Source organism: Qipengyuania triglochinis, assembly GCF_054655615.1.
In genome coordinates, this window is the sequence record NZ_BAAHND010000002.1 from 220272 (window position 1) to 246299 (window position 26028).

General features: G+C 63.4%; 19 protein-coding genes. 10 read left to right on the plus strand and 9 right to left on the minus strand.

Translation table 11 applies throughout. The features are described from left to right. Nucleotides 1-2: 2 nt before the first annotated feature. From ACYQ0G_RS07275 to ACYQ0G_RS07295, 5 genes are read left to right on the plus strand one after another with little or no spacing between them, the layout of a single operon-like run. Nucleotides 3-2780, plus strand: a complete 2778-nt coding sequence (locus ACYQ0G_RS07275) for a UPF0182 family protein (RefSeq protein WP_460101205.1) — start codon at nt 3-5, stop codon at nt 2778-2780. 18 nt (nt 2781-2798) lie between these two features. Beyond that, nucleotides 2799-3317 (plus strand): hypothetical protein, encoded by a 519-nt coding sequence (locus ACYQ0G_RS07280; protein WP_460101208.1) that lies wholly within the window; start codon nt 2799-2801, stop codon nt 3315-3317. A gap of 5 nt (nt 3318-3322) precedes the next feature. Further along, entirely contained in the window at nt 3323-3949 is a 627-nt protein-coding gene (locus ACYQ0G_RS07285; RefSeq protein WP_460101210.1) for a PadR family transcriptional regulator, read from the plus strand. A gap of 40 nt (nt 3950-3989) precedes the next feature. Beyond that, nucleotides 3990-6071, plus strand: a complete 2082-nt coding sequence (locus ACYQ0G_RS07290; RefSeq protein ID WP_460101213.1) for a hypothetical protein — start codon at nt 3990-3992, stop codon at nt 6069-6071. Next, complete coding sequence (locus tag ACYQ0G_RS07295) at nt 6061-6354, plus strand: hypothetical protein (protein ID WP_460101214.1); 294 nt, start codon at nt 6061-6063, stop codon at nt 6352-6354. The genes ACYQ0G_RS07290 and ACYQ0G_RS07295 overlap by 11 nt, the downstream gene beginning before the upstream one ends. A 105-nt stretch (nt 6355-6459) precedes the next feature. Here the strand turns inward: ACYQ0G_RS07295 and dut are convergent, their stop codons facing one another. The 6 genes from dut to ACYQ0G_RS07325 all read right to left on the minus strand — a co-directional run bounded on the left by dut (nt 6460) and on the right by ACYQ0G_RS07325 (nt 17052). Beyond that, nucleotides 6460-6924, minus strand: a complete 465-nt coding sequence (gene dut / locus ACYQ0G_RS07300; RefSeq protein WP_460101216.1) for a dUTP diphosphatase — start codon at nt 6922-6924, stop codon at nt 6460-6462. A gap of 125 nt (nt 6925-7049) precedes the next feature. Continuing rightward, nucleotides 7050-9113, minus strand: coding sequence for a glycoside hydrolase family 97 protein (locus ACYQ0G_RS07305; RefSeq protein WP_460102796.1), 2064 nt, complete (start codon nt 9111-9113; stop codon nt 7050-7052). Then, nucleotides 9110-10747: an alpha-glucosidase gene (locus ACYQ0G_RS07310; protein ID WP_460101218.1), complete on the minus strand. Its 1638-nt coding sequence runs from the start codon at nt 10745-10747 to the stop codon at nt 9110-9112. Before ACYQ0G_RS07310 ends, ACYQ0G_RS07305 begins: the two co-directional genes overlap by 4 nt. After that, nucleotides 10747-12564 carry an alpha-amylase family glycosyl hydrolase gene (locus ACYQ0G_RS07315; protein ID WP_460101221.1) on the minus strand — a complete coding sequence of 606 codons (1818 nt, stop codon included), beginning with the start codon at nt 12562-12564 and terminating at the stop codon, nt 10747-10749. Before ACYQ0G_RS07315 ends, ACYQ0G_RS07310 begins: the two co-directional genes overlap by 1 nt. Continuing rightward, nucleotides 12561-14126 carry a tryptophan halogenase family protein gene (locus tag ACYQ0G_RS07320; RefSeq protein ID WP_460101224.1) on the minus strand — a complete coding sequence of 522 codons (1566 nt, stop codon included), beginning with the start codon at nt 14124-14126 and terminating at the stop codon, nt 12561-12563. The genes ACYQ0G_RS07315 and ACYQ0G_RS07320 overlap by 4 nt, the downstream gene beginning before the upstream one ends. 139 nt (nt 14127-14265) lie before the next feature. Continuing rightward, nucleotides 14266-17052 carry a TonB-dependent receptor gene (locus tag ACYQ0G_RS07325; protein ID WP_460101227.1) on the minus strand — a complete coding sequence of 929 codons (2787 nt, stop codon included), beginning with the start codon at nt 17050-17052 and terminating at the stop codon, nt 14266-14268. A gap of 293 nt (nt 17053-17345) precedes the next feature. Between ACYQ0G_RS07325 and ACYQ0G_RS07330 the strand changes: the two genes are divergently transcribed. Both ACYQ0G_RS07330 and ACYQ0G_RS07335 read left to right on the plus strand, forming a co-directional pair. Beyond that, on the plus strand, nt 17346-18389 hold the full coding sequence (locus ACYQ0G_RS07330) for a LacI family DNA-binding transcriptional regulator (RefSeq protein WP_460101229.1): 1044 nt from the start codon (nt 17346-17348) through the stop codon (nt 18387-18389). Between the two features lie 108 nt (nt 18390-18497). Then, a complete protein-coding gene (locus ACYQ0G_RS07335; RefSeq protein ID WP_460101230.1) occupies nt 18498-20006 on the plus strand; it encodes an MFS transporter in 1509 nt (502 codons plus the stop codon). A 97-nt stretch (nt 20007-20103) separates the two neighbouring features. Here ACYQ0G_RS07335 and ACYQ0G_RS07340 read toward each other — a convergent pair whose 3' ends face one another. Then, complete coding sequence (locus ACYQ0G_RS07340) at nt 20104-21864, minus strand: bifunctional phosphopantothenoylcysteine decarboxylase/phosphopantothenate synthase (protein WP_460101232.1); 1761 nt, start codon at nt 21862-21864, stop codon at nt 20104-20106. 120 nt (nt 21865-21984) lie between these two features. Between ACYQ0G_RS07340 and ACYQ0G_RS07345 the strand changes: the two genes are divergently transcribed. Then, nucleotides 21985-22386 carry a hypothetical protein gene (locus ACYQ0G_RS07345; protein WP_460101234.1) on the plus strand — a complete coding sequence of 134 codons (402 nt, stop codon included), beginning with the start codon at nt 21985-21987 and terminating at the stop codon, nt 22384-22386. Here ACYQ0G_RS07345 and ubiB read toward each other — a convergent pair. Together ubiB and ACYQ0G_RS07355 are read right to left on the minus strand one after the other, a co-directional pair. Continuing rightward, nucleotides 22364-23926 (minus strand): 2-polyprenylphenol 6-hydroxylase, encoded by a 1563-nt coding sequence (gene ubiB, locus ACYQ0G_RS07350; RefSeq protein WP_460101237.1) that lies wholly within the window; start codon nt 23924-23926, stop codon nt 22364-22366. The genes ACYQ0G_RS07345 and ubiB overlap by 23 nt on opposite strands. 1 nt (nt 23927) lies before the next feature. Then, the gene (locus ACYQ0G_RS07355; protein WP_460101239.1) at nt 23928-24659 is read right to left on the minus strand and encodes a class I SAM-dependent methyltransferase; all 732 of its coding nucleotides are present in this window, start codon (nt 24657-24659) and stop codon (nt 23928-23930) included. 56 nt (nt 24660-24715) lie between these two features. On the opposite strand from ACYQ0G_RS07355, the gene mutM reads away from it, so the two are divergent. Next, a complete protein-coding gene (gene mutM / locus ACYQ0G_RS07360; protein WP_460101241.1) occupies nt 24716-25531 on the plus strand; it encodes a bifunctional DNA-formamidopyrimidine glycosylase/DNA-(apurinic or apyrimidinic site) lyase in 816 nt (271 codons plus the stop codon). Between the two features lie 52 nt (nt 25532-25583). Then, nucleotides 25584-26024 carry a hypothetical protein gene (locus tag ACYQ0G_RS07365; protein ID WP_460101243.1) on the plus strand — a complete coding sequence of 147 codons (441 nt, stop codon included), beginning with the start codon at nt 25584-25586 and terminating at the stop codon, nt 26022-26024. Nucleotides 26025-26028 lie beyond the last annotated feature (4 nt).

The window sequence follows — 26028 nt, forward strand, 5'->3', positions numbered from 1 at the left end:
TCATGAGCCCGGCAAACAGAGTTCGCGTCCTGACGTTCTTCCTGCTCGGCGGGGTCACCAGCGCGCTGTTCTATTGGGTGGTGGGCATTGCCGCCTTCCTGCTGGCAGTGATCTTTTCCGCGCGGTTCTACACCGAGATCCTGTGGTTCGACGAGATCGGCTATCTCGATGTCTACCTGACCGTGGTGAAGACCAAGATCTGGATGGGCATGGTCCCGTTCCTCTTCATGTCCGGCTTCGTCGGGCTGAACATGTCCCTTGCCTACAAGCTTGGGCGCGCCGACCGCGTGATCTCCGCGGACGAGCGGCGGGCGGATGCGTGGCGCCGCACCATCGAGCCCTATTTCCGCCCGATCGTGATGACCATATCGCTGATCTGCGGCCTGCTGGTCGGCCTGCGCACCTATCCCCACTGGCAGACCTACATGCTGTGGGCGAACCGGGTGGACTGGGGAACCAACGATCCGCAGTTCGGGCGCGACCTCAGCTATTTCATGTTCGAGCTGTCGCTCCATGTGATGATCAACCACTGGCTGTTCATCTGCACGCTGGTGGTGCTGATCCTGACGCTGATCACCAGCTATATCTTCGGCGGCATCCGCCCGCAGGCGCCGCATTCCATGCTGCCGTTCCAGGTCAATCTGCACATTTCGGTGCTGGTCTTCGCGCTGATGGCGCTGATCGGCTGGGGCATGCTGCTGGAACTGCACCTGCTCAGCTATTCCGAACGCGGCGTGGTGACCGGGCTGGGCTTCACCGATTCCAACGCCAGCCTGCTGGCCTATAAATTCGTGGCTGCCGCGGTGGTCGCGGGGTTCATCATGTTCCAGGTGAACATCCGCCGTCCGGGCTGGATCATCCCCACCATCGTGGTGGTCTGGCTGATCCTGATCGGGCTTTCGATCGTGCGCTTCTATCCCAACCTGTTCCAGCTCATCATCGTCGAGCCGCAGGAGCTGGAGCGCGAGCAGCCCTATATCGAGGACCACCTGCAGTTCACCCGCTATGGCTTCGGGCTGGACAAGGTCGAACGGCGCACGGCCAGCATCGCGCAGACGGGTGACATCGAGGCAATCCGGGGCGACCGCGAAGTGCTGGAAACGATGCGTCTGTGGGATCCGGCCACGCTGCTGATCGATTTCCGCGAACTGCAGGCCTTCCGCGCCTATTACGATTTCATCGACATCGACGTCGACCGCTATGTGATCGACGGCAAGCTGCGCCCGGTGATGATCGCCAGCCGCGAGATCGATACCGAGCAATTGCCCGAAAAATCGCGCCGTTGGCAGTCGGAGCGGCTGATCTACACCCATGGTTACGGCCTGGTTTCGGCCTCGGTGGACGAAGCGACCGAGGCGGGCCTGCCGGTCTTCCTCACATCCGACATCCCGACCACGGGCGAAGGCCCGGCATCGGTGCGCAATCCGCGCATCTATTTCGGCGAGGATTCGCCTGAATTCTCCATCGTGAACAGCGAGACGGTGGAGCTGGACCGGCCGCGCGAAGGGCGCAGCTTCGCCAAGCACAATTTCGCAGGCGGCACCGGCGTCGCGATCGACGGGCTGTTTTCACGCCTGCTCTTCGCGATCCGCTTCTGGGACATCCGGCTGGCGCTGACCACGCTGCTGTCCGACGACAGCCGCGTGCTCTATCACCGCAATGTGCGCGAGCGCGTGCGCCGGGTCGCGCCCTTTCTGGAGGTGGATGCCGATCCCTATCCCATCGCTGCCGACGGGCGGATCAAATGGGTGATCGATTGCTACACCGCCAGCGACATGATGCCCTATTCCAAGCGCATCAACCTGGGCGATTTCTCGCAGATATTCCAGGACAAGCAGGAAGACGCCGGGATCATCCCGTCCGAATTCATCCGCCTGCTCGAACGCCGCACCAACCGCGCCAATTATGTGCGCGGCAGCGTGAAGGCGGTGGTCGATGCCTATGACGGGACAGTCACGCTCTACATCACCGATGAGAGCGACCGGGTGCTGCAGGCGTGGCGCAAGGCCTTCCCCGGCCTGTTCCGGCCCGTGGCGGAGGCCAGCCCGCAGATCCGCGCCCATTTCCGCTACCCGCAGGATCTCTTCAAGATCCAGTCGGTGATCTGGGCCGATTACCACATGCGCGCCAGCGATGCCTATTACACCCGCGAGGGAGCCTGGCGCATCCCGCAGGATGCGGACTTCATCTCGCTGCGGCGCGAACGCGCCCGGCCCGAGCATGAACAGCGCAATCCCGATCTGCGCCCCTATTGGCTGCGCACCCGCTTCCCCGGGCTGTCCATGCCCGAGTTCGCCATCGTCCAGCCGTTCAGCCCCGAAAACCGCAACGTGCTGTCGGGCTATCTGGTGGGCGGCAGCGACAACGACCGGCTCGGCAAGCTAACCTCCTACAGCTTCCCGCCCGATGCCACGGTGATCGGCCCGTCGCAGGCGCAGGCGCGGATCGATCAGGACGAACGAATTTCCGCCTGGATGACGCTGCGCATGCAATCGGGTTCACGCGTATCGCGCGGCCGCCTGCTGGCCATCCCGCTGGATAATGCCGTGGTCTATATGCAGCCGCTGTTCGTGCAGGCCGACAAATCCAGCGTGTCCGAACTGCTCGGCGCGCAGCTCGCCAGCGTTCCCGAACTCAAACAGGTCGTGATCGTCTTCGGCGACCGTGTCCTCATGCGGCCGACGCTCAAGGAAGCCGTCGCGGCCCTGTTTGCCCAAGACGAGCCATCCGTCCCCGGACCCACCGAAGCAGCCACGGAAGAACAGACCAGCGAAAGCTAGTCGGAAAGGTGCCTTACAATGCTAACCGTCATCCTCATCCTGGCAATCGTGATCATCCTGGCCAGCCTCGTCGTCGCAGCGCTCAGGCGGCACGACAGCAACAACTATTTCGACCAGGACCGCCAGCCCTTCTATTCCGAGCCCGACCGGCTGGTGGAAGGCGGCCTCCTCTATTCCCAGAAGGATTACGAAACCAAGGAACAGCACACCTATACGGTGACCCCGGCGGGCGAGGCGGGCCTGCGCGCCTGGCTGCGCGAACCCGGCAACGATCCGGGTTTCCTGATGAAGAATTACGCGGGCATCGTGGAGCATCACGAACCCCGGCAGGTGGCGCAGGGCAGGCAGCCCATCCACCGGGCGCGCAAGGCCGAATACGAGCGGCTGGAGCAGCTGCTCGTGAACCGGCCCGAGTGGCGATACGCGCTGGCCGCCAGCCGGCTGGGCATCCGCTTCGAACGCGCCTGCATCCAGTTCTGGGACGATATCGCCGCAGAACATTCGGCCGATGACAGAACCACCGGAAAGGAGGGCTGATCGCCATGCTTATCATCATCCTGATCATCGCCTGCATCTTCGTGCTGCTGGCCTATCTGGTCGTGACCGTGCGGCGGCATGACAAGCGCGCCTATGCCGACCGCGATCGCGATCCCTTCTACAGCGAAATGGCGCGGCTGGCCGCGGCGGGCCTTCTTTACGAGGAGGAAGAACGCAAGGTCGGGCGGCCCCGCCATTCCTTCATCGTCACCCCCGCAGGCGAAGCCGCCTTGCGGACATGGCTGCGCGAACCGGTGAACGATCCCGGCCTGCTGCGGCTCTATTTCGCCGGAATAGTCGGCCCTGCCGATGTGGTGGCGCTGGCCCGCGAACAGGCCGCCAAATGCCGCGAACGGCTGGAGAAATACGACCGCGTCGAAGACCTCTTCGGGCGAAAGCAGGGCTGGGACGAGGAGCGCGAGCATCTCGCACTGGGCCAGCGCTTCGAGAAATTCTGCCTGGATTTCTGGGAGAACCAGAGCGGCCAGCCTTTGAACGCGCAGCTCTTCGCCGATGACGATGGAGAGAACGAACAGGATTCCCAATCCGGCGATGAAGACGACGAAGACGACCGGGAGAGCGGCGACGACACCGCTGAAGACGAGAAGAAGGACGACAAGACCGACGACTGACATCCCCGAACAGCCTTTCGATCACAAACAGGAGAAAGCCATGACACGTCCGCACAAACAGACCATCCATTCCCTCAGCTTCGCCCTGGCGCTTTGCCTCGCGGCTTGCGGGCAGCCCAGTTCGGCCGAGCAAACGTCTGGCGGCGGCCAGGACGGCGGCGGTCAGTCAGCGGGCACCAGCAGCGCTGAGGACGATCCCCTGATCCGGCAGGACAGCGAAGTGACCCGCGAAACCAGCACGGCGGAAATCATCCGCAAATCCGATGATACGGGCGCGCTGCAGGAGGTGGGCGAGATCGAGACCTTCACCGGTGAAAGCGTCAGCCCCGATCCGGGCAAGGGTATTTACCAGAAGGGCCGCGGATCGACCGCGCGCATCCAGTCATCGGGCATGGGCAATGCCGCCGCCATCCGCCAGACCGACGATACGGGCGATGGGGCGGACGGATCTTCGGCCACCATCGCGCTGGGCAATGACAGTTCACTGGCCAACAACAGCACCGCCTATATCGACCAGCGCGGCGACAAGGGCGTCGTCTCCATCAATTTGCAGGGCGATTCCAATTTCGCCTTCGGGCGGCAGCACGCCAATCTCGATGGCAGCGGCACTGGCGCGGAGCAGACCCACACGCTGGCGGGCAATGAACACCGCAGCGAAATCATCCAGACAGCTGAGGCCGCCACGGCCGATGTGACGTTGTCGCAGGGCACCGGCAGCACCGGGCTGGTGCGGCAGGCGCAGGCCGGGTCGAAAGCATCCATCGCGATCAAGAACGGTGCAAGCAGCCAGGGCAAGGTCGTGCAGGCGGGCAATGGCCGCGGCAACAATGCCGATATCGACATCGACGGGGCCAATAACGAAACCCAGATCACCCAGCGTTCCGACAGCGGGAGGCAGGAAGGATCGGTTTCGCAAACGGGCGAAAAGTCCACGGTGCGGGTCGTTCAGGACGGGGCATCCGGCAATGTCTCCTCGGTCAACCAGAACGGCGCGGAAGGAACCGCCACCATCCTCCAGGAACAATCGCCGGCCAACAAGGCGCAGATCGATCAGGAAGGCGCGGCCTCGCGCAGTCTCGAAGGCTCTATCCGCCAGACGGGATCGGGCGGGCAGAACGAAGCCGATATCGACCAGACCGGCAAAACGCATAGCGCGATCATCCGCCAGACCGGCAGTGGCGGCGGAAGCGTGGCCGGGATCGACCAATCGACCGACGGCACCGACGAGAACGAGGCGACCATCGAACAGACGGTCGACGCAAAATCGGGCACCGACAATGTCGATATCGATCAGGGCGGCAGCGCCAATCGCGCCAAGGGGACGCAGCGGCGCAGCAATGGCGGCACCGGCAGCAATATCAGCATCACCCAGCCGGGCGTGCGCGGGGTGGCCACGGTCGAACAGGACGGCCCATCCTTGAAAGGCCAGGTCGACCAGAACGGCAATGCCAACGAGGGCACCATCCGGCAGAGAGGTTCGGGCGGCAGTGCCGAAGCCTCGATCAAGACCGGCAGCGGGACCGACAACAACGCCGCCGAGATCAAGCAGAACAGCGGCGGCACGATCGCGGCGATCGACCAGACCTCGGCCAATAATGGCGCCACGATCGAACAGACCAACCCCTCCCCCTCGCAAGGGACGGTCGAAGCGGACATCGATCAGGGCTCCGATGTACAGAACAAGGCGATCATCCGCCAATCGGGCGCCGGCACGGTGCGCAGTGCCTCGCTCACGCAATCCGGGCGCGAGAACGAGGGCCGGATCGAACAGTCTGGCCCGGGCAATGAAATCAACGCCACCGTCCAGATGGGCGGCAGTCGCAACTCGTTGCGGCTGATCCAGAATGCGCAGGGCAGCGGCTCGATCTCGGCCGAGCTACAGCAGGGCGGCGACGAGAACGAGATGACCTTCCAGCAAAAGGGCAGCGCGATCAGCGCCACGCTGGCGCAGGATGGGGACAGCAATGTGATGGACATCACCCAGACCGGCAGCGGCTATGACGTCAGCGTGCAGCAGAAGGGCAATAACAACACCTTCCGGATCACCTATTCGGGGCCGAGCGAGGGCGGCGGCGGCTATTCCATCGTCCAGAACGGCGGGGAAACGCGCGATGGACAATAGGCTCCTCGCCGGTGCCCTGGGCTTGCTCACGCTTGCCGCGGCACCGGCCATGCCCGCCTGCGACAGTTTCGATGGCGCATTCTGCATTGATGCCGGGACCGCCGACCGCGGTCTCGTCATCACCCGCACCGCCCGGATCGAATTCGAGACCCACGATGACATGCTGCGCCTCAGGATCGAGGACCGGCAATCGGACGCGCATACGATCCTGGATTTGCCCTTCGCCAACCAGACGCTGGCGGGTTCTGCGGGCGGTGGGAGCGGTTCGGCCCCCGATCGTTAGGCCGCTACCCTCAACCCCGCAGCCAGAGCGGGGGTTCGGTCGGGGGCGGGCCGATCAAGAGGGTGTTCGGGGCGATTTCCGGAACAGTTTTAACGGCGCTTCGGGTCAGACCCCGGTCGATCCGAAGCCGCCCATCCCCCGCCCGGTGGTCGCGGAAAACTCCTCCACGACCTCCAGTTCGGGCCGCAAAATGGGCAGAAACACCAGCTGCGCTATGCGGTCGCCGGGGTTGATGACCAGGCTGTCGCTGCCCGGCGGATTGCGCAGCCAAGCGCTGATGAAAATCTCGTTGGCATAGTCGGCATCGATCGTCCCCACCGACTGTCCCAGCACCAGCCCCTTCTTGTGCCCAAGCCCCGACCGCGCCAGCAGAAAGGCCACCACATTGGGGTCGTTCATCAGGATGGCGATGCCCGAAGGGATCAGGATCGGCTGCGCCTGCGGCTGGATCTCGAGCGGTTCGGGGATGCAGGCATACATGTCTATTCCCGCCGACATTTCAGTCTGATAGCGCGGAAGGCCCCATTCGTGCAGGCGCTCGTCGAGAATTTTCAGCTCTAGTTTTTTCATAAGATACGTACTGCTGGCCCCGTGATTTTCAGGGGAACCCTGTGCCCTATCGTGCCGGTCGGGAGCAAGCGCAGATGCACTCTCCGGTGCCGCCCCCGCCGGTAAAGGCAGGGGCGGCCTAAGGCTCAGTTGGGCTGAAGCTGGATCGCGAGCCCGCCGCCCGGCGCAAGCCTGACGGTGTAGCTGTCACCCTTGCGCACCGTGATGGTGTCATAGGCGATATCGTGGCGCTTTTCAGTCAGATAGGTCGCTTCCGGGCCATCCTTCCAGACCTTGGCGGTGTAGGCCTTGCCGTCTTCGAGGAAGTCGAAATTCAGCTCCAGCGTACGCTCGGTCGCATCGTTGACGCCGCCGACATACCAGTCCTCGCTGTTGCGATCCTTGCGCGCGAAGATGGCGTAATCGCCCACCGCGCCGTCGATCAGATGGCTTTCAGCCCAGTCTGCGGGCACCGCCTTGATGAATTCCAGTTCCCTGGGATGCGCGGCCAGGCTCTCCACGAAATCGGCCGCCATCTGGATCGGCGAATAGATCGCGAGGTAAAGGCCTAGCTGCTTGGCCAGAGTGCTGGCGATCGGATAATCCTGATCCCCGACAAGGCCCAGCACGCCGGGCGTGTAGTCCATCGGGCCCGACAGAAGGCGGGTGTAGACCAGCGTAGGCTCATGGTCCGGCCCGTTGGAGAAAGCGCCCCAGGCGTTGTATTCCTGCCCCTTGGCACCCTCGCGCGAGACCCAATTCGGATAGGTACGGCGCAGGCCCGTGTCCTTCACCGGCTCATGCGGATTGACCGCGACATGGTTCTTCGCCGCTTCCTCGACCACGCGCAGATGATGCTGCACCTGTCGCTGGCCATCGTGCCATTCGAAGATCTCGGTATCGCCCTCGCACGGATCGGCGATGTCGGCGTTGCAGGAAATAACCCCGCCCGCATCGGCCACGTAACCGGTCTTGACCCAGTCGACGCCCAGATCGCCATAGAGCTTCATCGCGTCGGCGAGCTGCTCTTCATAGACCTTGATGTTGCCGCCGGTTTCGTGATGACCAATCAGGCGCACGCCCTTTTCACGGGCGTAATCAGTCACTTCCTTGAGGTCGAAATCCGGATAGGCCTGCGTGAAGCTGTAATCGCGCCCGTTGCCGAACCAGTTTCCGTCCCAGCCCACGTTCCAGCCTTCGATCAGCACGCCGCGAAACCCGTTTTCCGCAGCGAAGTCGATATATTGCTTGGCCCGTTCGGTGGTCGCGCCGTGGCGGTCGCCCGAAGCCCAGGTCCATTTGTTGGAGATCATACCCCACCAGATGCCGATGTATTTGCCCGGCTCCACCCAGCTGACATCGCCAAGCTTGTTGGGTTCGTTGAGGTTGAGATCGATATCGCTTTCGACCAGACCTGCCGGTCCGTCGCTGATGCGGATCGTGCGCCAGGGCGTGGTAAAGGCACCTTCGCGGACGACCTTCGCCCCGCGGCTCGACGGGGCGAGAGAGGCGCGGAAGCGCGTGCCTTCCATACGCCGCAGCCACATGCCCGAATAATCGACCAGCGCGGCCTCGTGAAACGCGAGGTGCGTGCCGTCCTGCAACCGCACCGTCATCGGCGTATGCGCGGTGGAAACGCCGGTGATGGGCGTTTCATTGTAGAGATATTCGTAGCGGTTGAAGTCCCCGCCCGGGATCCACCATGCCTTGCCGCCTTCGGCAGCTTCGGGCGCGATGGCGAATTCGGTGAGCTCTTCGGCAATCCGGGCTACGGGCATTTCGGCGCTTTCCGGGAATTCGTAGCGGAAGCCGATCCCGTCGTCGAACACGCGCATGCGCACCGTCAGCGCGCGCTTGCTGGTTTCGCGGGCCTCACGGAAGGTGACGGAGAGTTCGTTATGATGGTCGCGCACAAAGCGGCGTTCACCCCAAGGCTGCTCCCACGTATCGTCGTGGCTGGCGCGGGTCTCTGTTTCGACCTGGAAATTTCGGCGCATGGGTTCGGCGTCGGTAAAGATGAAGCCCAAATCGCTCTCCGCGATCAGCGCTTCGCCATCGCGTGTCACGCGGTAGAAGGGCACGCCGTCCCCATCGACATCCAGTGTCACCACGGTCCGGCCGTCGGGCGAAGCGACATCTGCGGCAAAGGCAGGCAATGCCGTCGTGCCGAGCAACGCGGCCAGCGAGCAACCGAGCGCGCGGCGCATCATACCCGCACCACCAGGGCTGCGTAGGGTCCGAGACCGGCCGACTGAACCGAGTTGACGCTGCATAAAGTTTCTCCTTGGGGAATTTCGATAGTGTCGATGGGTTCGGGCGAAAGGTTGAACAGGCACACGACGTGCTCGCTACCGTCCGATCCATGGTGAGTTCGTTCGAGGCGCAGCAGCGCACCGTCAGCCTTGCAGGCGCTTACACGGCCCAGGCGCAGTGCGGGCGAGGCCTTGCGCAGCGCGATGATCTGGCGGGTGAATGCGAGGAGCGAGTTCGGGTCGGCGTCTTGCCGGTCCACAGAGCGCGCGAGGTTCTCATCGCCCAGCGGCAGCCATGGGGTTTCCGCACCGAAACCGCCTTGCGGCGCGTTTTCCCACGGCATTGGCGTGCGGGCACCGTCGCGTGACAGGGTGAGCGGCCAGTTGGCGATGGCTTCCGGATCCTGCAGCTGATCGAAGGGAATATCGACTTGCGTGAGGCCCAACTCTTCACCCTGATAGAGGATGATATTGCCGCGCAGACTGGCGAGCAGCAGCATTTTCATCCGCGCGAAGAGATAGCGGTCTTCGGGCGCGCACCAGCGCGAGACGGCACGCGGTGCATCGTGGTTCTCGAACGCCCAGCTTGGCCAGCCCAGCCCTTCCTCGTCGGGCCATTCGGCCAGTGCCGCGCAGACGAGGCTTGGCGTCAGGCGGTCCGCATAAAGGAAGTTGAACCCATAGGCGGAATTCAGGCGAGTATCGCCTTGGGTGAACGCTTTCATCTCCGCTTCGGCATCGTCACCGCCGACTTCCGCGACCGTGAAAGTCGCATCGTATTCCTCGGTAACCGCGCGGATACGCTCGATAAATCCGGGAATGTCGGGATGCGACATATTGTGGATCTTGCGCTGGAAATCGAAGGGCCGCGTGCGCTGGCGATCGGTTGGCGGAGCGGGCGGATTGTCGCGCAACTGGGGATCGTGCATCGCGAAATTAAGTGCATCGATGCGGAAGCCGTCGACGCCGCGATCCAGCCAGAAGCGGGCGACACCGAGCAGCGCGTCCTGCACATCGGGATTGTGGCCGTTGAGCTGCGGCTGGCAGTTCAGGAAATTATGCAGGTAGTATTGGCCGCGGCGTGCGTCCCAGGTCCAGGCGGGGCCGCCAAAGACCGATTGCCAGTTGGATGGGGGCGTGCCGTCGGGCTTGGCATCGGCCCAGACATACCAGTCGCTTTTCGGATTATCGCGGCTGGCGCGGCTCTCCACGAACCAGGGATGCTCATCCGAGGTGTGTGAATAAACCTGATCTATCAGTACCTTGAGGCCCAGCTCGTGCGCGCGGGCGATCAGCGCGTCGAAATCGGCCAGCGTACCGAAGATCGGATCGACGTCGCGATAATCGGAAACATCGTAGCCGAAATCTTTCATCGGGCTGGTGAAGAAGGGGGAGATCCAGATGGCGTCCACGCCGAGCGAGGCGACGTGATCGAGGCGGCTGGTGATGCCCGGCAAATCGCCGATCCCATCGCCATTGGCGTCCATGAAGCTGCGCGGATAGATCTGGTAGATGGCCGCACCGCGCCACCATAACACATTGTCTTGCGGCGATTTTTCTACGCCTACGGAAGTAATCTCGACGCTTGCCATTAATCTTCGCCCAGCTCGCAAACGGCCCAGCCGAAGGCCGGCAGGGTGAGGCTGATGCTGCCCGGTGCGGCGGGCGTGGCGGGGCAATCACCGGCCAACGAAACGAGGCTTTTTGTTCCGGTTTCAGTCCCGAACACCCTCTTGATCGGAGTGTTCGAGGTGTTGAACGCCGCCAGAACACGCTGGCCGCTTTCCTCGTCATACCGCTCCACCGCGAGCAGGCCGGGGCCCTCGTGATCGAAGGCGCGGACGGTGGTCAGCCCCCGGCGCAAGGCAGGCGAGGCAGTGCGCATCGCGGCAAGGTTACCGATCAGCTGGTAGAGCGGATGCGACGTGTCGAAATTATCGCCGGCCGTGGTGGCATCGGTGCCGAGCAGGACATTATCATTATAGTCCGCGACCCGGCTTTCGAACATATCCTCACGCGAGAGCTGGTCGTTGCCGTCGGAGATGAAGCCCTGCTCGTCCCCGTAATAGACGGTCGGCACGCCGCGCAGCGCGAACATCATCGCATGGCCGAGCTTGGTGCGCGCCAGCAGTTCGTCTGTATCCTCCGTCTCCGCATAATCGCGCAGGAACATGGAGAAGCGCCCGAAATCGTGATTGCCGAGGAAGGTCGGCAGGCCGGTCGTCGTCTTAGCGCCGCCGGGATAGATCACGTCCTGGCTCAGGAATTCGGCCATGATGGCGGGGCTTTCCTTGCCGCTGGCAACCAGCTGGGCCGCCTTGGCGAAACCCATGTCGAGCGCATAGGGCAGCCCCGCTTCCGTCATCACGCGGGCGGCAGTCATCGCGTCGGGCGATTGGTAAGCGATTTCGCCGAAGATATGGAAGTTGGGAATGCCGCGCGCTTCGGCGCGTTCGAGCATGGCGGGCACGAAAGCCTGCCAAAACTCCGGATTGACGTGCTTGGCGGTATCGATGCGGAAGCCGTCGATGCCGTACTGGTCGATCCAGTTGCCGAAGATGTCGATCATGCCCGCCACCACGCGCGGATGCTCGGTAAACAGATCGTCCAGCCCGACGAAATCGCCATCGACCGCGCTTTCGCCGATCCAGAAGCTATCGCCGCGATTGTGGTAATAGATCGGATCGTTGAGCCAGGCGGGCACTTTCACATCGCGCTCTGCCTCGGGCACCACGGGGGTATAGGCAAAGGCCGGATCGGTCAGCTTCGCCCAGTTTTCGGGGCTGGGATCGGCCGGGTCGAAACCCTGGTTGATCCGTTCCCCATCCACGCCGCCGCGGGTGGAATAGGGATATTCGCCCTTGCTGCGATAATCGTATGTGTCTTCGGCAAAGCGGATCACATCGGCAGTGTGGTTGGCGATGATGTCCATATAGACCTTCATACCGCGCGCATGGGCGGCGGCCACAAAGGCGGCGAATTCTTCATTGGTGCCGAAATGCGGATCGACCTGCGTGAAATCGGTCACCCAGTAACCGTGATAGCCCGAACTGAAGCTGCCCGGATTGCCGGGATCGCCCTGCACCGGCTTGTTCTTGAAGATCGGCGCGAACCAGATCGCGGTGACGCCCATGCCCTGGATGTAATCGAGCTTTTCGGTCAGCCCCTTCAGATCGCCGCCGTGATAGAAGCCCTTGTGCGAAGGATCGAAGCCGCTGACCAGCGGATCGTCGGCATAGCCTCCCAGATCGTTGGCAGTGTCTCCATTGGCGAAGCGATCGGGCAGGACGAAATAGATCACCTCGTCTTCCACCCCGCGTTCGCGGAAACTCTCCGTTTCCGGCTGCTGGGCGAAGCCGGGCGTGCTGGCGAGCAGCGCGGCGGCAAGGGATAGGGTGAAACGTTTCATCGGGCCGTCTCCTTGGTGGCGGCGGGTCGGTTGGCGGTCTGCGGCATGCAAGTGGCGCGCAGGAACTGGGCATGGCCGGGCATGGCGCCGACCGTCTTGGCGATGTCGCCTTCGATCCCCGCCAGCAGCCGTTCGAGGGCTGCCGGGTCGAGCGCGTCGGCATTGGGATGAGTGGCGCGCGGTAGAATGCCCTGCCCCAGCAGAACCTGCGTCCAGCCCGCTTCGGTGAACAGCTCGTCATGCTCGCGGCTGAGATAGCCGGTGCTGCGGAACAGCTCGATCCGTGTCGCAAGGCTGGCGGGCAGATCCATCGCGCGGGCGCGGTCCCAGAAGGGTTCGCCGCTGCGTTCATTGGCGGCATAATGCAGGATCAGAAAATCGCGGATGGCCGACCATTCGAAAACCGACTGGCGGTTGAACTCATCCGCCATTGCAGCTTCCATCCCGGGACGCGGCAGCATCGACAGGAAGCGCGCAATGCCCGACTGGATCAGGTGAATGCTGGTCGATTCCAGTGGCTCCATGAACCCGGCGGCCAGGCCGAGCGCAAGGCAATTCCCGCTCCATGGCGCGCGCCGCATGCCGGTGGTGAAGCGCATCGTCCTGGGATCGCCCAGCGGCTCCCCGTCGAGATCGGCGAGCAGCGCCGCCTCTGCCTCGTCATCGGCCAGATAATCGCTGCAATAGACCAGCCCGTTGCCGATCCGGTGCTGCAGCGGAATGCGCCATTTCCAGCCCGCAGTGTGGGCCGTAGCGCGGGTGTAGGGGGTGAACTCCCCGCCCGTCTTGCAGGGCACGGCAATCGCCCTGTCGCAGGGCAGCCAGTGGCTCCAGTCCTCGAAGCCCTGGCCCGGCATGTCGCCCGCCAGCAAGCCGCGAAAGCCGGTGCAGTCGATATAGAAATCGGCTTCGATCCGCCGACCGCCATCGATTACGAGCGCGGCGATATCGCCGCTTTCCCAATCCCGTTCGACCGTCTCGATCCGGCCTTCGATGCGGGTGACACCGCGCGTCTCGGCGAAGCGGCGCAGGAAGGCGGCATAGAGCGTGGCGTCGAAATGATAAGCCCAGGGCATGTCGGGCTGCGGCGCCTTGTCCGCAGGCCACATCTGCATCCTGCCTGCACGCGCGGCGGCTTCATTGAGCGAATAGGCGCCGAAATCCTTGGCGCCGCCCAGTTCGCGCCCGCGCAGCCAGAGGTGGTGGAAGGGCAGCAGCCCCGCCCCGGCCCCGACATTGCCGAAGGCGTGCATGTAGCTGGTGCCGGCCCTGCGCCAGCCGTCGAATTCGATGCCGAGCTTGAAGGTGCCCTTCGTCTCACGCAGGAATTCGGCCTCGTCGATCGCCAGCCCGCGATTGAACAGGCGGATCTGCGGGATCGTGGCCTCGCCCACGCCCACCGTGCCGATGGCATCGGATTCGACCAGCGTGACCTTGCAGGCCGTCAGCCGGGCCAGCGCAGCCGCCGCCATCCATCCGGCGGTCCCGCCCCCGGCAATGGCGACGTTGAGCGGCGCAGCGCTGCCGTTTGTGGTGGGTGAGGAAGTCTGCATCACGGCCATGATCCTATCCGCTCCCCGCGCCCTTGTCCGACGCAAGCGTCAGCAAGGGCAAGGGTATCGGCAAGGGCAAGGGTATCGGCAAGCCAGGCGGCGGGGATGGCGGTTGCTGGTGCATGATCCGCCATCCCCGCCCCGTGCATCAGAACTTGTAGGTGAAGCCTGCGAGGAACCGGCGCCCGTAGCTCTGGTAATCGACCACCTGATTGCGGTTCTCACCGACTGAAACGAAGGGCTGGTCGGTCAGGTTCTGCCCCTGGATGTAGAGCGAGAGACCATCGAGCGCGCTGCCGGGCTGGAAATCATAGCCGATCTGCGCATCGATGATCGTTTCGTCCAGCGCGGTACGCCGGGTGGGCGACCCGCCGAAGCCGGTGAAATCACCCAGGAAGCTGGAACGGTAACGCGCGCTTACACGGGTGTTGAAGCCAGCCTTTTCGAAATAGGCCGTGCCGTTGACCACCCACTTCGAATAGCCGGGGATCTCCGTTTCGTTGCCGTCCGGATCTTCGATCTTCGTCTTGGTGTAGCTGGCGCCGCCAGTGATGCCGAAGCCGTCCAGCGCGGGGCTAAAGGTGGAGAACGGCAGGGTCACAGCCAGTTCGGCACCGTAGAGATCGCCGCCGCCGGTATTGGTCGGCGCTTCCAGCGTGCCGATGGCTGGCAGGTTAGGATAAGCATCCGCCCCGGTGGGGGTGGGGAAGCCCGTATAATCATAGCCGAAGCGGCCGTTGAAGACGTAGCTCTTGATGTCCTTGTAGAACAGCTGGAGCGCCACGACGCCGCCGGTGCCGAAGTACTTCTCGATGTTGAAATCGACCGCATTGGCCCGATACGGCCGCAGCGCCGGATTGCCGCCGCTGCCGCGGATGAGGCCGCCGGGCACGGTGGCATCGATGCCGTAATCGATCGACACGCGGGTATCATCGAGCCGGGCCCGCATGATTTCGCGCGCCGCGGCGACACGGAAGACCCAGTCGCTATCGAGCCGCAGCGACAGGTTGGCGCTGGGCAGCACGTCCCAGTAATCGTCGCCCAGCGTGCGCTGCTCGGGGCCGGTTTCGGGGAAGATGAAGCCGGTCGATTTCTGAACTGTGTTGATCGCCTGCACGCCGATATTACCCGTGATCACGCCAGCGCCGACTTCCTGCTCCAGATTGGTCTGCAGGTACATGGTCATCAGATCTTCGGCGACCGTGTAGCTCTTGCTCAGCACATCATTCGCGGCACCGGGACCGGTCGTTACGCGCGGTTCCAGCACCAGCACGCCGTCGGCAATGAGATCGCGCGCATCGTAGCTGACGATCGGGCCGAGACCCAGATAGGTGAGGTCGGTCGAACGCTGGAGATATTGCGAGGGGATCGCCACCTCGGTCGCCCCGCCCGGCAGGCGGACGAAGGCTTCGTCGGGCGTCAGGCTCTTTTCGCGGGTGGTGTAGTTCATGCCGAACTGCACGCTGCGCAGGAAGCTGTCTGACTGGAGTTCTTTCGCGACTTCGACGCGGTACTGGAACAGCTCGTCTTCGACGATGCGGTTGTTCGAATAGCCGGCCTGCACTTCGCTGCCGCCCCAGCCGAGCGGATCGGTCAGGAAGATCTGCGAAGGATCGCTGTAGTCGAGCGAGGAATCGAAGACCGTGCCCTTGTCGCCCGAATTGAATCCGATGGTCGCGCCCGCACCTTCGCCGGTTGCGGGGCCATTATAGCCGGTGCCCGAATAGCTTTCGAGGCTCAGTTCGTTGCGGTCGGTGCGCGAATAGCCGAAGTCGAAGAACGCGCTCCAGCCGTCATCGCCTTCCCAGTTGGCGTTGAAGCCGCCCGAATAGAGATCGGCCTTGCGCTGGAAGATGTCATTGCGGATGACGCCGCGAACATTGTCGAACCGGCCCGCAGTGACGAGGCCGTCCTCGACCGTGGCGCTTGCGGGGTCGAAATCGGCGTTCAGATCGCCGCCATAAGCCAGCGGCAGTTCGAGGCCGCGCTTGGACTGGTCGTCGTCGAAGTTCGAATAGAAGCCGTCGAGCGTGAAGGTGAGCTGCGGCATCGGCTGGTACTGGATCGTGCCGTTGATGCCGAGGCGCTTCAATTCCGTGGAGGTCACGTAGGATTTCGACCCGCCGATCAGCGCGGCGTCCTGCCCGCCGACATCGACCGTGTCATAGCCCCAGGCGTTGAATTCCTGCAGCTGGTACGGCTCGTCGACATAGGATGCGGCGATCGAGATGCCCAGCGTATCGTCGGCGAACTGGTCGACATAGGTGCCGTTCACACGGTAGCCGAATTCCTTCGATCCGGCATTGAGGGCACCGATATCCGCCCATGACCCGCGCGCGCCGACGGCCATGATACGCTCGCCGGTTTCGAGCGGGCGAATGGTGCGGATATCGATGGTGCCAACCAGGCCCTGACCCACAAGGGAGGCGGTGGGAGATTTGTAGACCACGACCTGGTTGACGATTTCGGACGGATACTGGTCGAGCTCGACCGAGCGGTTGTCGCTCGTGGTCGTCTGCTCGCGTCCGTTCAGAAGGGTTTGCGAGAAATCCGGGCCGAAGCCGCGGATGGCGACCACATTGGCGCGGCCGTTGAGGCGCTGCGCGGTGAGGCCGGGAAGGCGGGCGATCGATTCGCCGATCGATGCGTCGGGCAGCTTGCCGATGTCTTCGGCAGTGATCGATTCGACGATCTGTTCGGACAGCTTCTTTTCCGCGACCGCGCTTTCGAGGCTGGCGCGGAAACCGGTGACGACGATCACATCGTCGGCCGCATCGGGATCGCTGACCGGCTGGCCTGCGTCCACCTGCTCGGGCGTTACAGGCTGCGTGCCTTGCGCAAAGGCCGTGGCCGGGATCATCCCACCAGCCAGCGCCAGGGTTGCGGTGATTGCGGAAATGCTGATTCCGCTGCGAAGCGTGTCGCGAAGTGCCATCGGTATACCCTCTCCACTGCCAGCCAGAACGGGCCGGCCATACGTTTTTTCGAGGAAGTGACGGTGCGCCGGCCTCCCTCGTTCGGGGCCCGATACGCCCGAACTCTGCCGCTTCGGAAGAGAGCATACGTATGTTATGTTATGCATGCGCCCGGATTTGGCGGGCGTCTCGAGGCTGGTTCGCCCGCCCGTGGCACGGCGCGCAAAGTTGCCAGACGCAGCGTAAGGGCCTAGCGCGAACCGGCCTTGCGAAAGGCTTTCTACGAGCCGCCAGATGGCGGAGAGGAGTGACTGTGGGGCGCGCACCAACCGGACGGCCGACCAGCTTCGACATCGCGTATCGCGCTGGCGTCTCGCAGCCCACCGTGAGCCGTGCCCTGCGCGGCGAAAAGTCGGTGAGCGCCGAAACCCGCGCCAAGATCGAGGCCATCGCCGCCGAGCTCAATTACACGGTCGACAAGAACGCCAGCTCGCTGCGGTCCCAGCGATCGAACACCATCGCGTTGCTGTTTTTCGAAGACCCGACCCCTGATCGCAGCATGATCAATCCCTTTTTCCTCGCCATGCTGGGATCGATCACCCGCGCCTGCGCCGATCGCGGCCTGGACCTGCTGATATCGTTCCAGAAAATGGAGGATGACTGGCATGTCCGCTATCAGGACAGCCACCGCGCCGACGGGCTGATCCTGCTCGGCTATGGGGATTACACGCTCTATCGCGAACGGCTCGACCAGCTGGTGCGGCAGGGAACGCATTTCGCCCGCTGGGGCTCGGTCTCCAACGATGCGAGCGGCGTCACCGTTGGCACGGACAATCACGCCGCCGGGCGGCTGGCGGGCCGCCACCTGATCGAGAACGAGCGCAGCCGGATCGCCTTCCTCGGCCATGCGGACGAACATTATCCCGAATTCCACGGCCGGTATCTCGGCCTCACCACGGCGCTCGAAGAAGCAGGCCTTGCGCCCGACAAGCGCCTCCAGTTCGATGCCATCACCACCGAGGAAGCGGGCCACGATGCGGCTCGCGCACTGCTCGCCAGCGGCACCCCCTTCGATGCGATCTTCGCCGCCAGCGATCTGATCGCGATCGGGGCAATGCGCGCGCTGGCCGAGGCCGGACGCACTGTACCCGGCGACATTGCCGTGGTCGGCTTCGACGATATTCCTGCCGCCAGCCTGACCACCCCACCGCTGACCACCGTGATGCAGGACATCACGGGTGCAGGCGCAGCCCTGGTCGAAACGCTGATCGCCCAGATCGACGGACGCGAAACCGCGCCGCGAAAATTGCCCGGAAAGCTGGTGGTTCGCGCCTCCAGCGGGGCCGCCGAAGCATAGACCACATTCGTATGCGGCCTTGCCGCCCCCGCCGCTTCATGCAAGCCGGGCGAAATTCATCCGAGCGGGCGTAAAGACCTCAGCCGGATGCGGACGAGGACATAATCCATGACACATGCGCTCACCGAAAAACCGCGCCAGAGCTTCCGCGGCCTGTGGAACATGAGCTTCGGCTTCTTCGGTATCCAGATCGGCTTCGTGCTGCAGAATTCGAACATGAGCCGCATTTTCCAGACCGTGGGCGCCTCGCTCGACGATCTGCCCGCGCTGTGGATCGCGGCCCCGCTGACCGGGCTGATCGTCCAGCCCATCGTGGGCCATCTGTCCGACAAGACCTGGAACCGCTTCGGCCGCCGCCGTCCCTATTTCATGACCGGCGCCTTGCTGGCCGCGCTGGCGCTGTTCCTGATGCCGTTCGCGCCTGCCTTCGCCGCGCCGCTGGTGTTTGCGGCGGGATTGCTGTGGCTGCTCGACGCCAGCCTCAACATCGCGATGGAGCCTTTCCGCGCTTTCGTAGGCGACATGCTCGACAGTTCCCAACATGCCACCGGCTATGCCGTCCAGACCGCCTTCATCGGCGCGGGCGCAGTCGTCGCGGCGATCTTCCCCTGGCTGCTCGGCCATCTCGGTGTGAGCAATCTGGCCCCGGCAGGCGAAATTCCCGACACGGTGCGGTGGAGCTTCTGGGCCGGCGGACTTGCCCTGTTCGCCGCCATCGGCTGGACCGTTTTCACCACACGCGAATATTCGCCCGAAGAAATGGCCGCTTTCGAGGCTGCGCGCGCAACCGAGACGGCCCAGCCCGTTTCCGCACTGGCCGAAAAAGGCTACGGATCGGCGCTGATCTGGCTGGCGCTGGGGGCAGGCATTGCGCTGCTCGTCGATCCGCTGGGGCTGGAGAAGGAAATCTACCTGCTCGGCGCGCTGCTGGCGATTTACGGCGTCCTGTCCGCGATTGCCATCTCGCTGGCCAAGCGGGGCCGCTCGACCAATATGCTGTCGACCATCGTCGGTGATTTCGCCGGCATGCCCGAAACGATGAAGCGGCTGGCGCTGGTACAGTTCTTCAGCTGGTCCGCATTGTTCGTGATGTGGATCTATTCCGGGCCGATCGTGTCGCAATATTTCTATGGCAGCGCCGATCCGACCACTGCCGCCTATAACGAAGGCGCGAACTGGTGGAATTTGATCTACACCGTCCAGAACGGTGTCGCTGCAGTGGCCGCGCTGGTCCTTCTGCCCCGGCTCAGCAAACGGATCGGCAAGGCGAAGACGCATATGGTCTGCCTGCTGGCCGGCGCGCTCGGTTTCCTCGGCTATTTCGTCCTGCGCGATCCGAACCTGCTGATCGTGTGCGAAGTGCTGAGGGGGGTGGCGTGGGCCTCGATCCTGGCGATGCCTTATGCGATTCTGGCCAGCAGCCTGCCGCAGGCCAAGCTTGGCATCTACATGGGCCTGTTCAACATCTTCGTGGTGCTGCCACAGCTGCTGGTGGCCACGGTGATGGGTTCGATCATGAAGGCGCTGTTCCCGGGCGCCCCCATCTGGACGATGCTGTTCGGCGCGGCAGTCTGGACCATCGCCGCCTTCGCCATGCTGCGCGTTCGCGACGTTTGAGGGCGGAGGCCTGCGCGAGCGTCAGCCTTACGAGGCTGGCGCGGTTTGGGAGCGATCCAGCCCTTAACTTGGACTAGCGAATCAAGCGTCCGCCCTGTCAGGCAGGCGCTTCGCCTGGTGTGGCAAGCGCTTCGGCAGCACGGCGCACCAGTTCGCGGGCCACTTCTTCCTTGGGCATTTCGACTAGGCTTTCGACACCGCCGGGGGTGACGATATGGACCTGATTGAGGTCGCCGCCCATCACGCTTTCGCCTTCCGCGCCCGAAACATTGTTCGCAATGATCCAGTCCGCACCCTTGCGCTTGCGCTTGGACTTGGCGTTTTCGACCACATTCTCGGTCTCGGCGGCAAAGCCGATCAGCAGCTGCGGGCGCTTGCGCCCGGCGGCCACGGCCGCGAGGATGTCGGGGTTTTCGGCAAGGATGAGCGCGGGCGGTGCACTGCCGCGCTTCTTCATCTTTTCGGCGGCGACATGGCGGCTCTTCCAGTCGGCCACTGCCGCAACCATGAAGGCCGCATCGGCGGGCAGCGCGTTGCGCACTTCTTCCGCCATATCTTCGGCGGTTTCCACATCGATCCGGTCCACGCCCACCGGCGTCGGCAGATGGACTGGCCCGGCAACCAGCGTAACGCGGGCCCCGGCAGCGGCAGCCATGGCTGCAATCGCGAAGCCCTGCTTCCCGCTGGATCGGTTGGCGATGTAGCGCACCGGATCAATCGGCTCGCGAGTCGGCCCGGCGGTTACCAGCACATGCTTGCCGTAGAGTGGGCGATGCTCCGGATTTTCGTCGAAAATAGCCTGGCCATAAAGCGGATCGGCAGAAAGCGCCGCTCCATGATCGGCATGGGCGATGTCCCCGGGCATGGGCTGCGGCGCAGCGCGTTCATCCTGCCGGGCAACGGTGTGGTTGATCGCTTCGCGGTCGGTCGGCGGTGCAGCGGCTGCCCCGCCCTTCTTGGCCAGAAGCGGACCCCCGAAATCGGGTTTGAATTCGGTTTCCTGAAATTCCGATTCGTCGAAATCGGGTTCCTCGAACTCGCTTTCGTCGAAATCGCGCTCTTCGTCCTCTGCGCCGCGCGATTCGGTGCTGCGGGGGATGATCGCGTTGAGCAGGCTGCCAAGACCGGACCCGCTGCTGGAGCTGTCCTCCTCGTCATATTCATCCTCGTCCGCGCTATCATCGGCATAGGCCGAGGGCGCAGGCGCCGCGAGCTGCGGAGCAGGCGCAGCGAGTTCGGGAAGATCGATATCGAGATCGAGCGCCTCCGCAATGGCCTGCAGGATAACGGGCGGTTCGGGCAGCCGGCCGGGGCCGAATTCGCCGCATGCCATCGCGCCTTCGTCCGGATCCATCACGGTGACGCCTGCCTGCCGCAGCCAGTCGGCATTGCGCTGGGTGGCCGAATGCTCCCACATGCGGACATTCATGGCGGGCACGGCGATAACCGGCTTGTCGGTCGCGAGAATCAGTGTGGTTGCCAGATCGTCGGCGATGCCGGCGGTCATCTTCGCCAGCAAATCGGCCGTGGCAGGGCAAACCACTACCAGATCGGCCTGCCGCGAAAGCTGGATATGGCCCATCTCGACTTCGTCCTTGAGATCGAAGAGCGAGGTATAGACCTTGTTTTCCGAAAGTGCGGCCAGCGCCATGGGGGTGACGAACTGCTGCCCGCCTTCGGTCAGCACGCAGGTAACATCCCCGCCCGCCTTGCGGATGAGTCGCACGAGTTCGCAGCTCTTGTAGGCGGCGATGCCACCCCCGATCACGAGCAGGATCTTCGGGCCGCTCACGCGCCCATATCCGCGGTTTTCGTGGTGCGCAGCGTCAGCGGCGCGAACCGGCTGGTGAAATCCCATTGCGTCATTGATGCGCTTGCTAGCGCCCCCCGTCCGTCATTGCCAGCACGCAAAAGCGTGACATTCCTGCGCACACTTGCCAGCCTATGGTTTAGAAAACGGTAATGCAGAGGGCCTTCAATGCAATTCATCCTCCTCGTCCTGCTGGCGCTGGGCGCTATTCTCGACCTTTTGCTCGGTATCAGCTTCTTCATCGACCCCGCCGGAGCGGGCGCGGATTTCGGGCTGCAATCGCCCACTCCCGAAGGGCTTTCGGCCATGCGCGGGGACTTTACCGCCTTTTTCTGGCTGGCTGCGCTGTGCATGGGCTGGACGGCCTGGAAGCGGCGTGCCGACATGCTGTGGCCCGCGCTTGCCCTGTTCACCATCGCCTTCAGCGGGCGGCTGGTGAATCTGGTCGCGGTCGGCAGCTATGACGGGTGGTGGCAGCCGATGATCGTGGAAGCGCTGCACGTCATCGTGATGGTAATGGCCATCAAATTACTGCCCTATGGCAGGGTCAGCCCAGCAGGCCCTGTGTAAGCGCGGCCCACACGCCCAGCCCGCCGACACCGGCGGCGACGAGATAGCCGAACCAGCCGCGGCCCTTCTGCATGCGTTCGCGGCGTTCCCAGATCAGCTCGACCTTGGGCAGAGGCGGCGCTTCGGGCGCCCCGCCCTTGGGCGGGAAGCGTTCCTCGATACGGCGCACCAGCGCGGGGATACCCAGCAGCGTTTCGGTATCTTCGCGAATACGATTGGCAATTGCGGCTTCCGGGAACAGTTCGTCGCGAATCCAGTTGCGCACGAAGGGGGCAGATACGTCCCACATGTTGATTTTGGGGTTGAGCTGGGTGGCGATGCCTTCGACCATCACCATCGTCTTCTGCAACAGCAACAGATGCGGCTGGGTCTGCATATCGAAATCGCGGGTGATGGCGAACAGCCCGTCGAGCATCTGGCCGACGCTGAGTTCGCTCACCGGCTTGCCGCGCATCGGTTCGCCCACCGCGCGCAGCGCCGTCGCGAATTCGTCGACATTGTGATAGCTCGGCACATATTGCGCCTCGAAATGGATTTCGGCCACGCGTTTGTAATTGCCCGTGGTCAGGCCGTAGAGGATTTCCGCCAACCACATGCGCGCCTGCCGGTCGATGCGGCCCATGATGCCGAAATCGATGGCGGTGATAGTGCCATCGGGTTTCACGAACAGATTGCCCTGGTGCATGTCCGCGTGGAAGAAACCGGCCGAAATCGCCTGTTTCAGGAAGGCGAGGACGAGGCGGCTGGACAGTTCGTCCATGTCGTGGCCTGCCGCGATCAGCGCTTCGGTGTTGCTGATCTTGATCCCGTCGACCCAGTCGACGGTCATCACCCGGCCATTGGTCCGGTCCCAGTCGATGCCGGGAATCTCGTATTTCTCCGTGCCGACCATGTGTTCGGCCAGTTCCGAAGCGCTGGCGGCTTCGCGCCGCAAATCCAGTTCGCGCAAGGTCCAGCGCTTGAAATTGGCGATGGTTAGGCGTGGACGCAGGCGCGCTGCCTCGCCGCCGAAGCTTTCGAGATGGGCGGCGGCCCATTCGTAAGTGGCGATATCCTTGGCGAACTGTTCCCGCACGCCAGGGCGCAGGACCTTGACGGCGACCTGTCGGCCTTCGATCGTAACCGCGCGGTGCACCTGCGCGATGGAAGCTGCGCCGACCGGCACCGGATCGAATTCGGCCCAGAGATTTTCCAGCGGCTGTTCGAAACTTGCCTCGATGCTCTGGCGAATCTGCTCGAACGGTACGGGCGGCAGATTGTCCTGCAGGCTCAGCAGGTTCTTCGCCGCTTCTTCGCCCACGAGATCGGGGCGCGTCGCCAAAGTCTGGCCGAGCTTGATGGCCGCCGGGCCGATTTCACGAAAGGCGCCTGCGTAGTCCGGCTCTTTCGGCTGGATCGTGCCGAGGCGCGCAATCCGCGCCAGGCGCTTGACCGGTGCGGGGGTGTTCGGATCGCCTTCGATCCCGCGCAAGGCGCCGTGGCGCGCAAGCGTGCGGCCCCATTTCAACAGCCGCCAGATATGCGTTGCGGGTTTGGCCACCCTAGACTTTCCACCCCGAATGGATGTTCACCGCGCCGCCGAGGATTTTCTCGACCCGCGTATTGGCGAAGCCCGCATCGCGGATCATCGTCTCGAATTCGGGCGGCTTGGGGAAGCGGCGGATCGATTCGGCGAGGTAGCGATAGCTCTCCTCGTCATTGGCGATGGCCTTGCCGATCTTGGGCATCAGCTGGTGCGAATAGAGGTCGTAGACTTCCTTGAAGCCCGGCCAGTCGGTCTGGCTGAATTCCATGCAGTAGAACCGCCCGCCGAATTTCAGCACGCGGTGCGCCTCGCGCAGGGCTTTGTCGATGAAGGTCACGTTTCGGATGCCGAAGACGATGGTGTAGGCGTCGAAGGTGCGGCTCGAAAAGGCCAATTCCTCCGCGTTCTGGCGGCTCCACACCAGCCCGTCGATCCCTCGCTCCATCGCGCGTTCGATGCCGACGTCGAGCATGTCCTGATTAATGTCGGAGACAGTGACGCTTGCCCCCTTCGCGGCCATGCGGAAGGCGATGTCGCCCGTGCCGCCGGCCATGTCGAGGATCTGTTCGCCCGGCTGCGGTTTAACGCGGCGGACGAAGCGGTCCTTCCACAAGCGATGCATCCCGCCGCTCATCGCGTCGTTCATGATGTCGTATTTGGCCGCGACATTGGAAAAGACCTCGCCCACGCGGCCGGTCTTCTCGCTGGCGTCGATATCTTCGTAGCCGAAGGAAACAGTGTCGTTCATGGAGGCGAGCCTTAGGGGGAATTGAGCGGGGCGCAAAGGGTGTTAGAGGGGTTTTCATGCCAGAGCTTCCCGAAGTCGAAACAACGGTGCGCGGCCTTGCGCGGTTCTTGCAAGGCGAGACCATCACGCGCGTGACGGTCAACCGCCCCGACATGCGCCGCCCCTTCCCGCCCGATCTGGTGCAGGCGCTGACGGGCGCAAGCGTGACGCATCTCTCACGCCGGGCGAAATACGGCCTTATCCATACCAGCCGCGACCACGCGATGATCTTCCATCTTGGCATGAGCGGGCGCTGGCGGATCGACCCGGAGGTGGACGAGAAGCACGACCATCTCGTGATCGAGACCGCAGGCCACCGCTTCGCATTGAACGACCCGCGCCGCTTCGGCTCGGTTGATCTGATGACAGCGCAAGAACTGCTGACCTGGAAACCCTTCGCCTCGCTAGGCCCAGAGCCTTTGGGTGAGGACCTGACCGCCGAACATTTGCGCGAGGCGACGCGCGGGCGCAAACAGGCGATCAAGCTGCTGCTGCTCGACCAGAGTATCGTGGCGGGCCTCGGCAATATCTATGTCTGCGAGGCGCTGTGGCATGCAGGCATTCATCCGCGAAAGGCAGGCGGCAAGGTGACCATGCCGCAGCTCCGGCGCCTCGTCCCCGCGATCAAGGACGTGCTGCAGCGCTCGATCCGCGACGGCGGCAGCACGTTGCGCGATTTCGCCCAGCCCGACGGAAACCTCGGCTATTTCGCCACCCGCTTCCACGTCTACGGCCGCGAGGGCGAGCCCTGCCACCACGAAGACGGCGGCACGATCCGCCGCATCGTGCAGGGCGGACGCAGCACGTGGTTCTGCCGGGTTTGTCAACGATAGACCCACCGGACCTTTTAATTATGCATGCAATTCAAACCGCTAAGACCGGCGAATGAGCAAACTCGCACTACGCTATAAGTTCGACCCGAGCTATTTCGATGACAAGCTTACACGTGATGACTTCGGTTGGCTTTCAGTCATTGTAGAGACCGCCAGTCTCAAGGGAGAAAGTGGTTTTTGGGTTCAGTGGCAAGACGTCGTCGAATTCGGAGAAAGGCTCGATCGTTACCCCATAGAGCCGGGTTCGCCCATCAGCATCCAGTGGGGCTACAACAAACAGGAAGGCGACGACTTGATCGTTCGTTTGCAGATATCGCCAACGGGTTCGCGAGGCGAACTGACGGCTTCCGTAGAGATCGCTGATTATGATGATAATTCTCAGCGCCTAATCACTTCATATCGGACCACCTACGCTGCCGTTGATATATTCAAGAGTGAAATCGCAAAGCTGATGAAAAGAGAAATCGACGAAGCCGTTCTCCTCGGACACTGATACC

What these genes read in the sequence shown, in the direction of transcription:
- ACYQ0G_RS07345 (WP_460101234.1), top strand. Translation starts at nt 21,985, where the DNA reads ATGCAATTCATCCTCCTCGTCCTGCTGGCGCTGGGCGCTATTCTCGAC.
- ACYQ0G_RS07355 (WP_460101239.1), bottom strand. Translation starts at nt 24,659, where the DNA reads ATGAACGACACTGTTTCCTTCGGCTACGAAGATATCGACGCCAGCGAG.
- ACYQ0G_RS07320 (WP_460101224.1), bottom strand. Translation starts at nt 14,126, where the DNA reads ATGGCCGTGATGCAGACTTCCTCACCCACCACAAACGGCAGCGCTGCG.
- dut (WP_460101216.1), bottom strand. Translation starts at nt 6,924, where the DNA reads ATGAAAAAACTAGAGCTGAAAATTCTCGACGAGCGCCTGCACGAATGG.
- ACYQ0G_RS07365 (WP_460101243.1), top strand. Translation starts at nt 25,584, where the DNA reads ATGAGCAAACTCGCACTACGCTATAAGTTCGACCCGAGCTATTTCGAT.
- ACYQ0G_RS07295 (WP_460101214.1), top strand. Translation starts at nt 6,061, where the DNA reads ATGGACAATAGGCTCCTCGCCGGTGCCCTGGGCTTGCTCACGCTTGCC.
- ACYQ0G_RS07315 (WP_460101221.1), bottom strand. Translation starts at nt 12,564, where the DNA reads ATGAAACGTTTCACCCTATCCCTTGCCGCCGCGCTGCTCGCCAGCACG.
- ACYQ0G_RS07335 (WP_460101230.1), top strand. Translation starts at nt 18,498, where the DNA reads ATGACACATGCGCTCACCGAAAAACCGCGCCAGAGCTTCCGCGGCCTG.
- mutM (WP_460101241.1), top strand. Translation starts at nt 24,716, where the DNA reads ATGCCAGAGCTTCCCGAAGTCGAAACAACGGTGCGCGGCCTTGCGCGG.
- ACYQ0G_RS07310 (WP_460101218.1), bottom strand. Translation starts at nt 10,747, where the DNA reads ATGGCAAGCGTCGAGATTACTTCCGTAGGCGTAGAAAAATCGCCGCAA.
- ACYQ0G_RS07325 (WP_460101227.1), bottom strand. Translation starts at nt 17,052, where the DNA reads ATGGCACTTCGCGACACGCTTCGCAGCGGAATCAGCATTTCCGCAATC.
- ACYQ0G_RS07290 (WP_460101213.1), top strand. Translation starts at nt 3,990, where the DNA reads ATGACACGTCCGCACAAACAGACCATCCATTCCCTCAGCTTCGCCCTG.
- ACYQ0G_RS07275 (WP_460101205.1), top strand. Translation starts at nt 3, where the DNA reads ATGAGCCCGGCAAACAGAGTTCGCGTCCTGACGTTCTTCCTGCTCGGC.
- ACYQ0G_RS07340 (WP_460101232.1), bottom strand. Translation starts at nt 21,864, where the DNA reads ATGGGATTTCACCAGCCGGTTCGCGCCGCTGACGCTGCGCACCACGAA.
- ACYQ0G_RS07285 (WP_460101210.1), top strand. Translation starts at nt 3,323, where the DNA reads ATGCTTATCATCATCCTGATCATCGCCTGCATCTTCGTGCTGCTGGCC.
- ACYQ0G_RS07280 (WP_460101208.1), top strand. Translation starts at nt 2,799, where the DNA reads ATGCTAACCGTCATCCTCATCCTGGCAATCGTGATCATCCTGGCCAGC.
- ACYQ0G_RS07305 (WP_460102796.1), bottom strand. Translation starts at nt 9,113, where the DNA reads ATGATGCGCCGCGCGCTCGGTTGCTCGCTGGCCGCGTTGCTCGGCACG.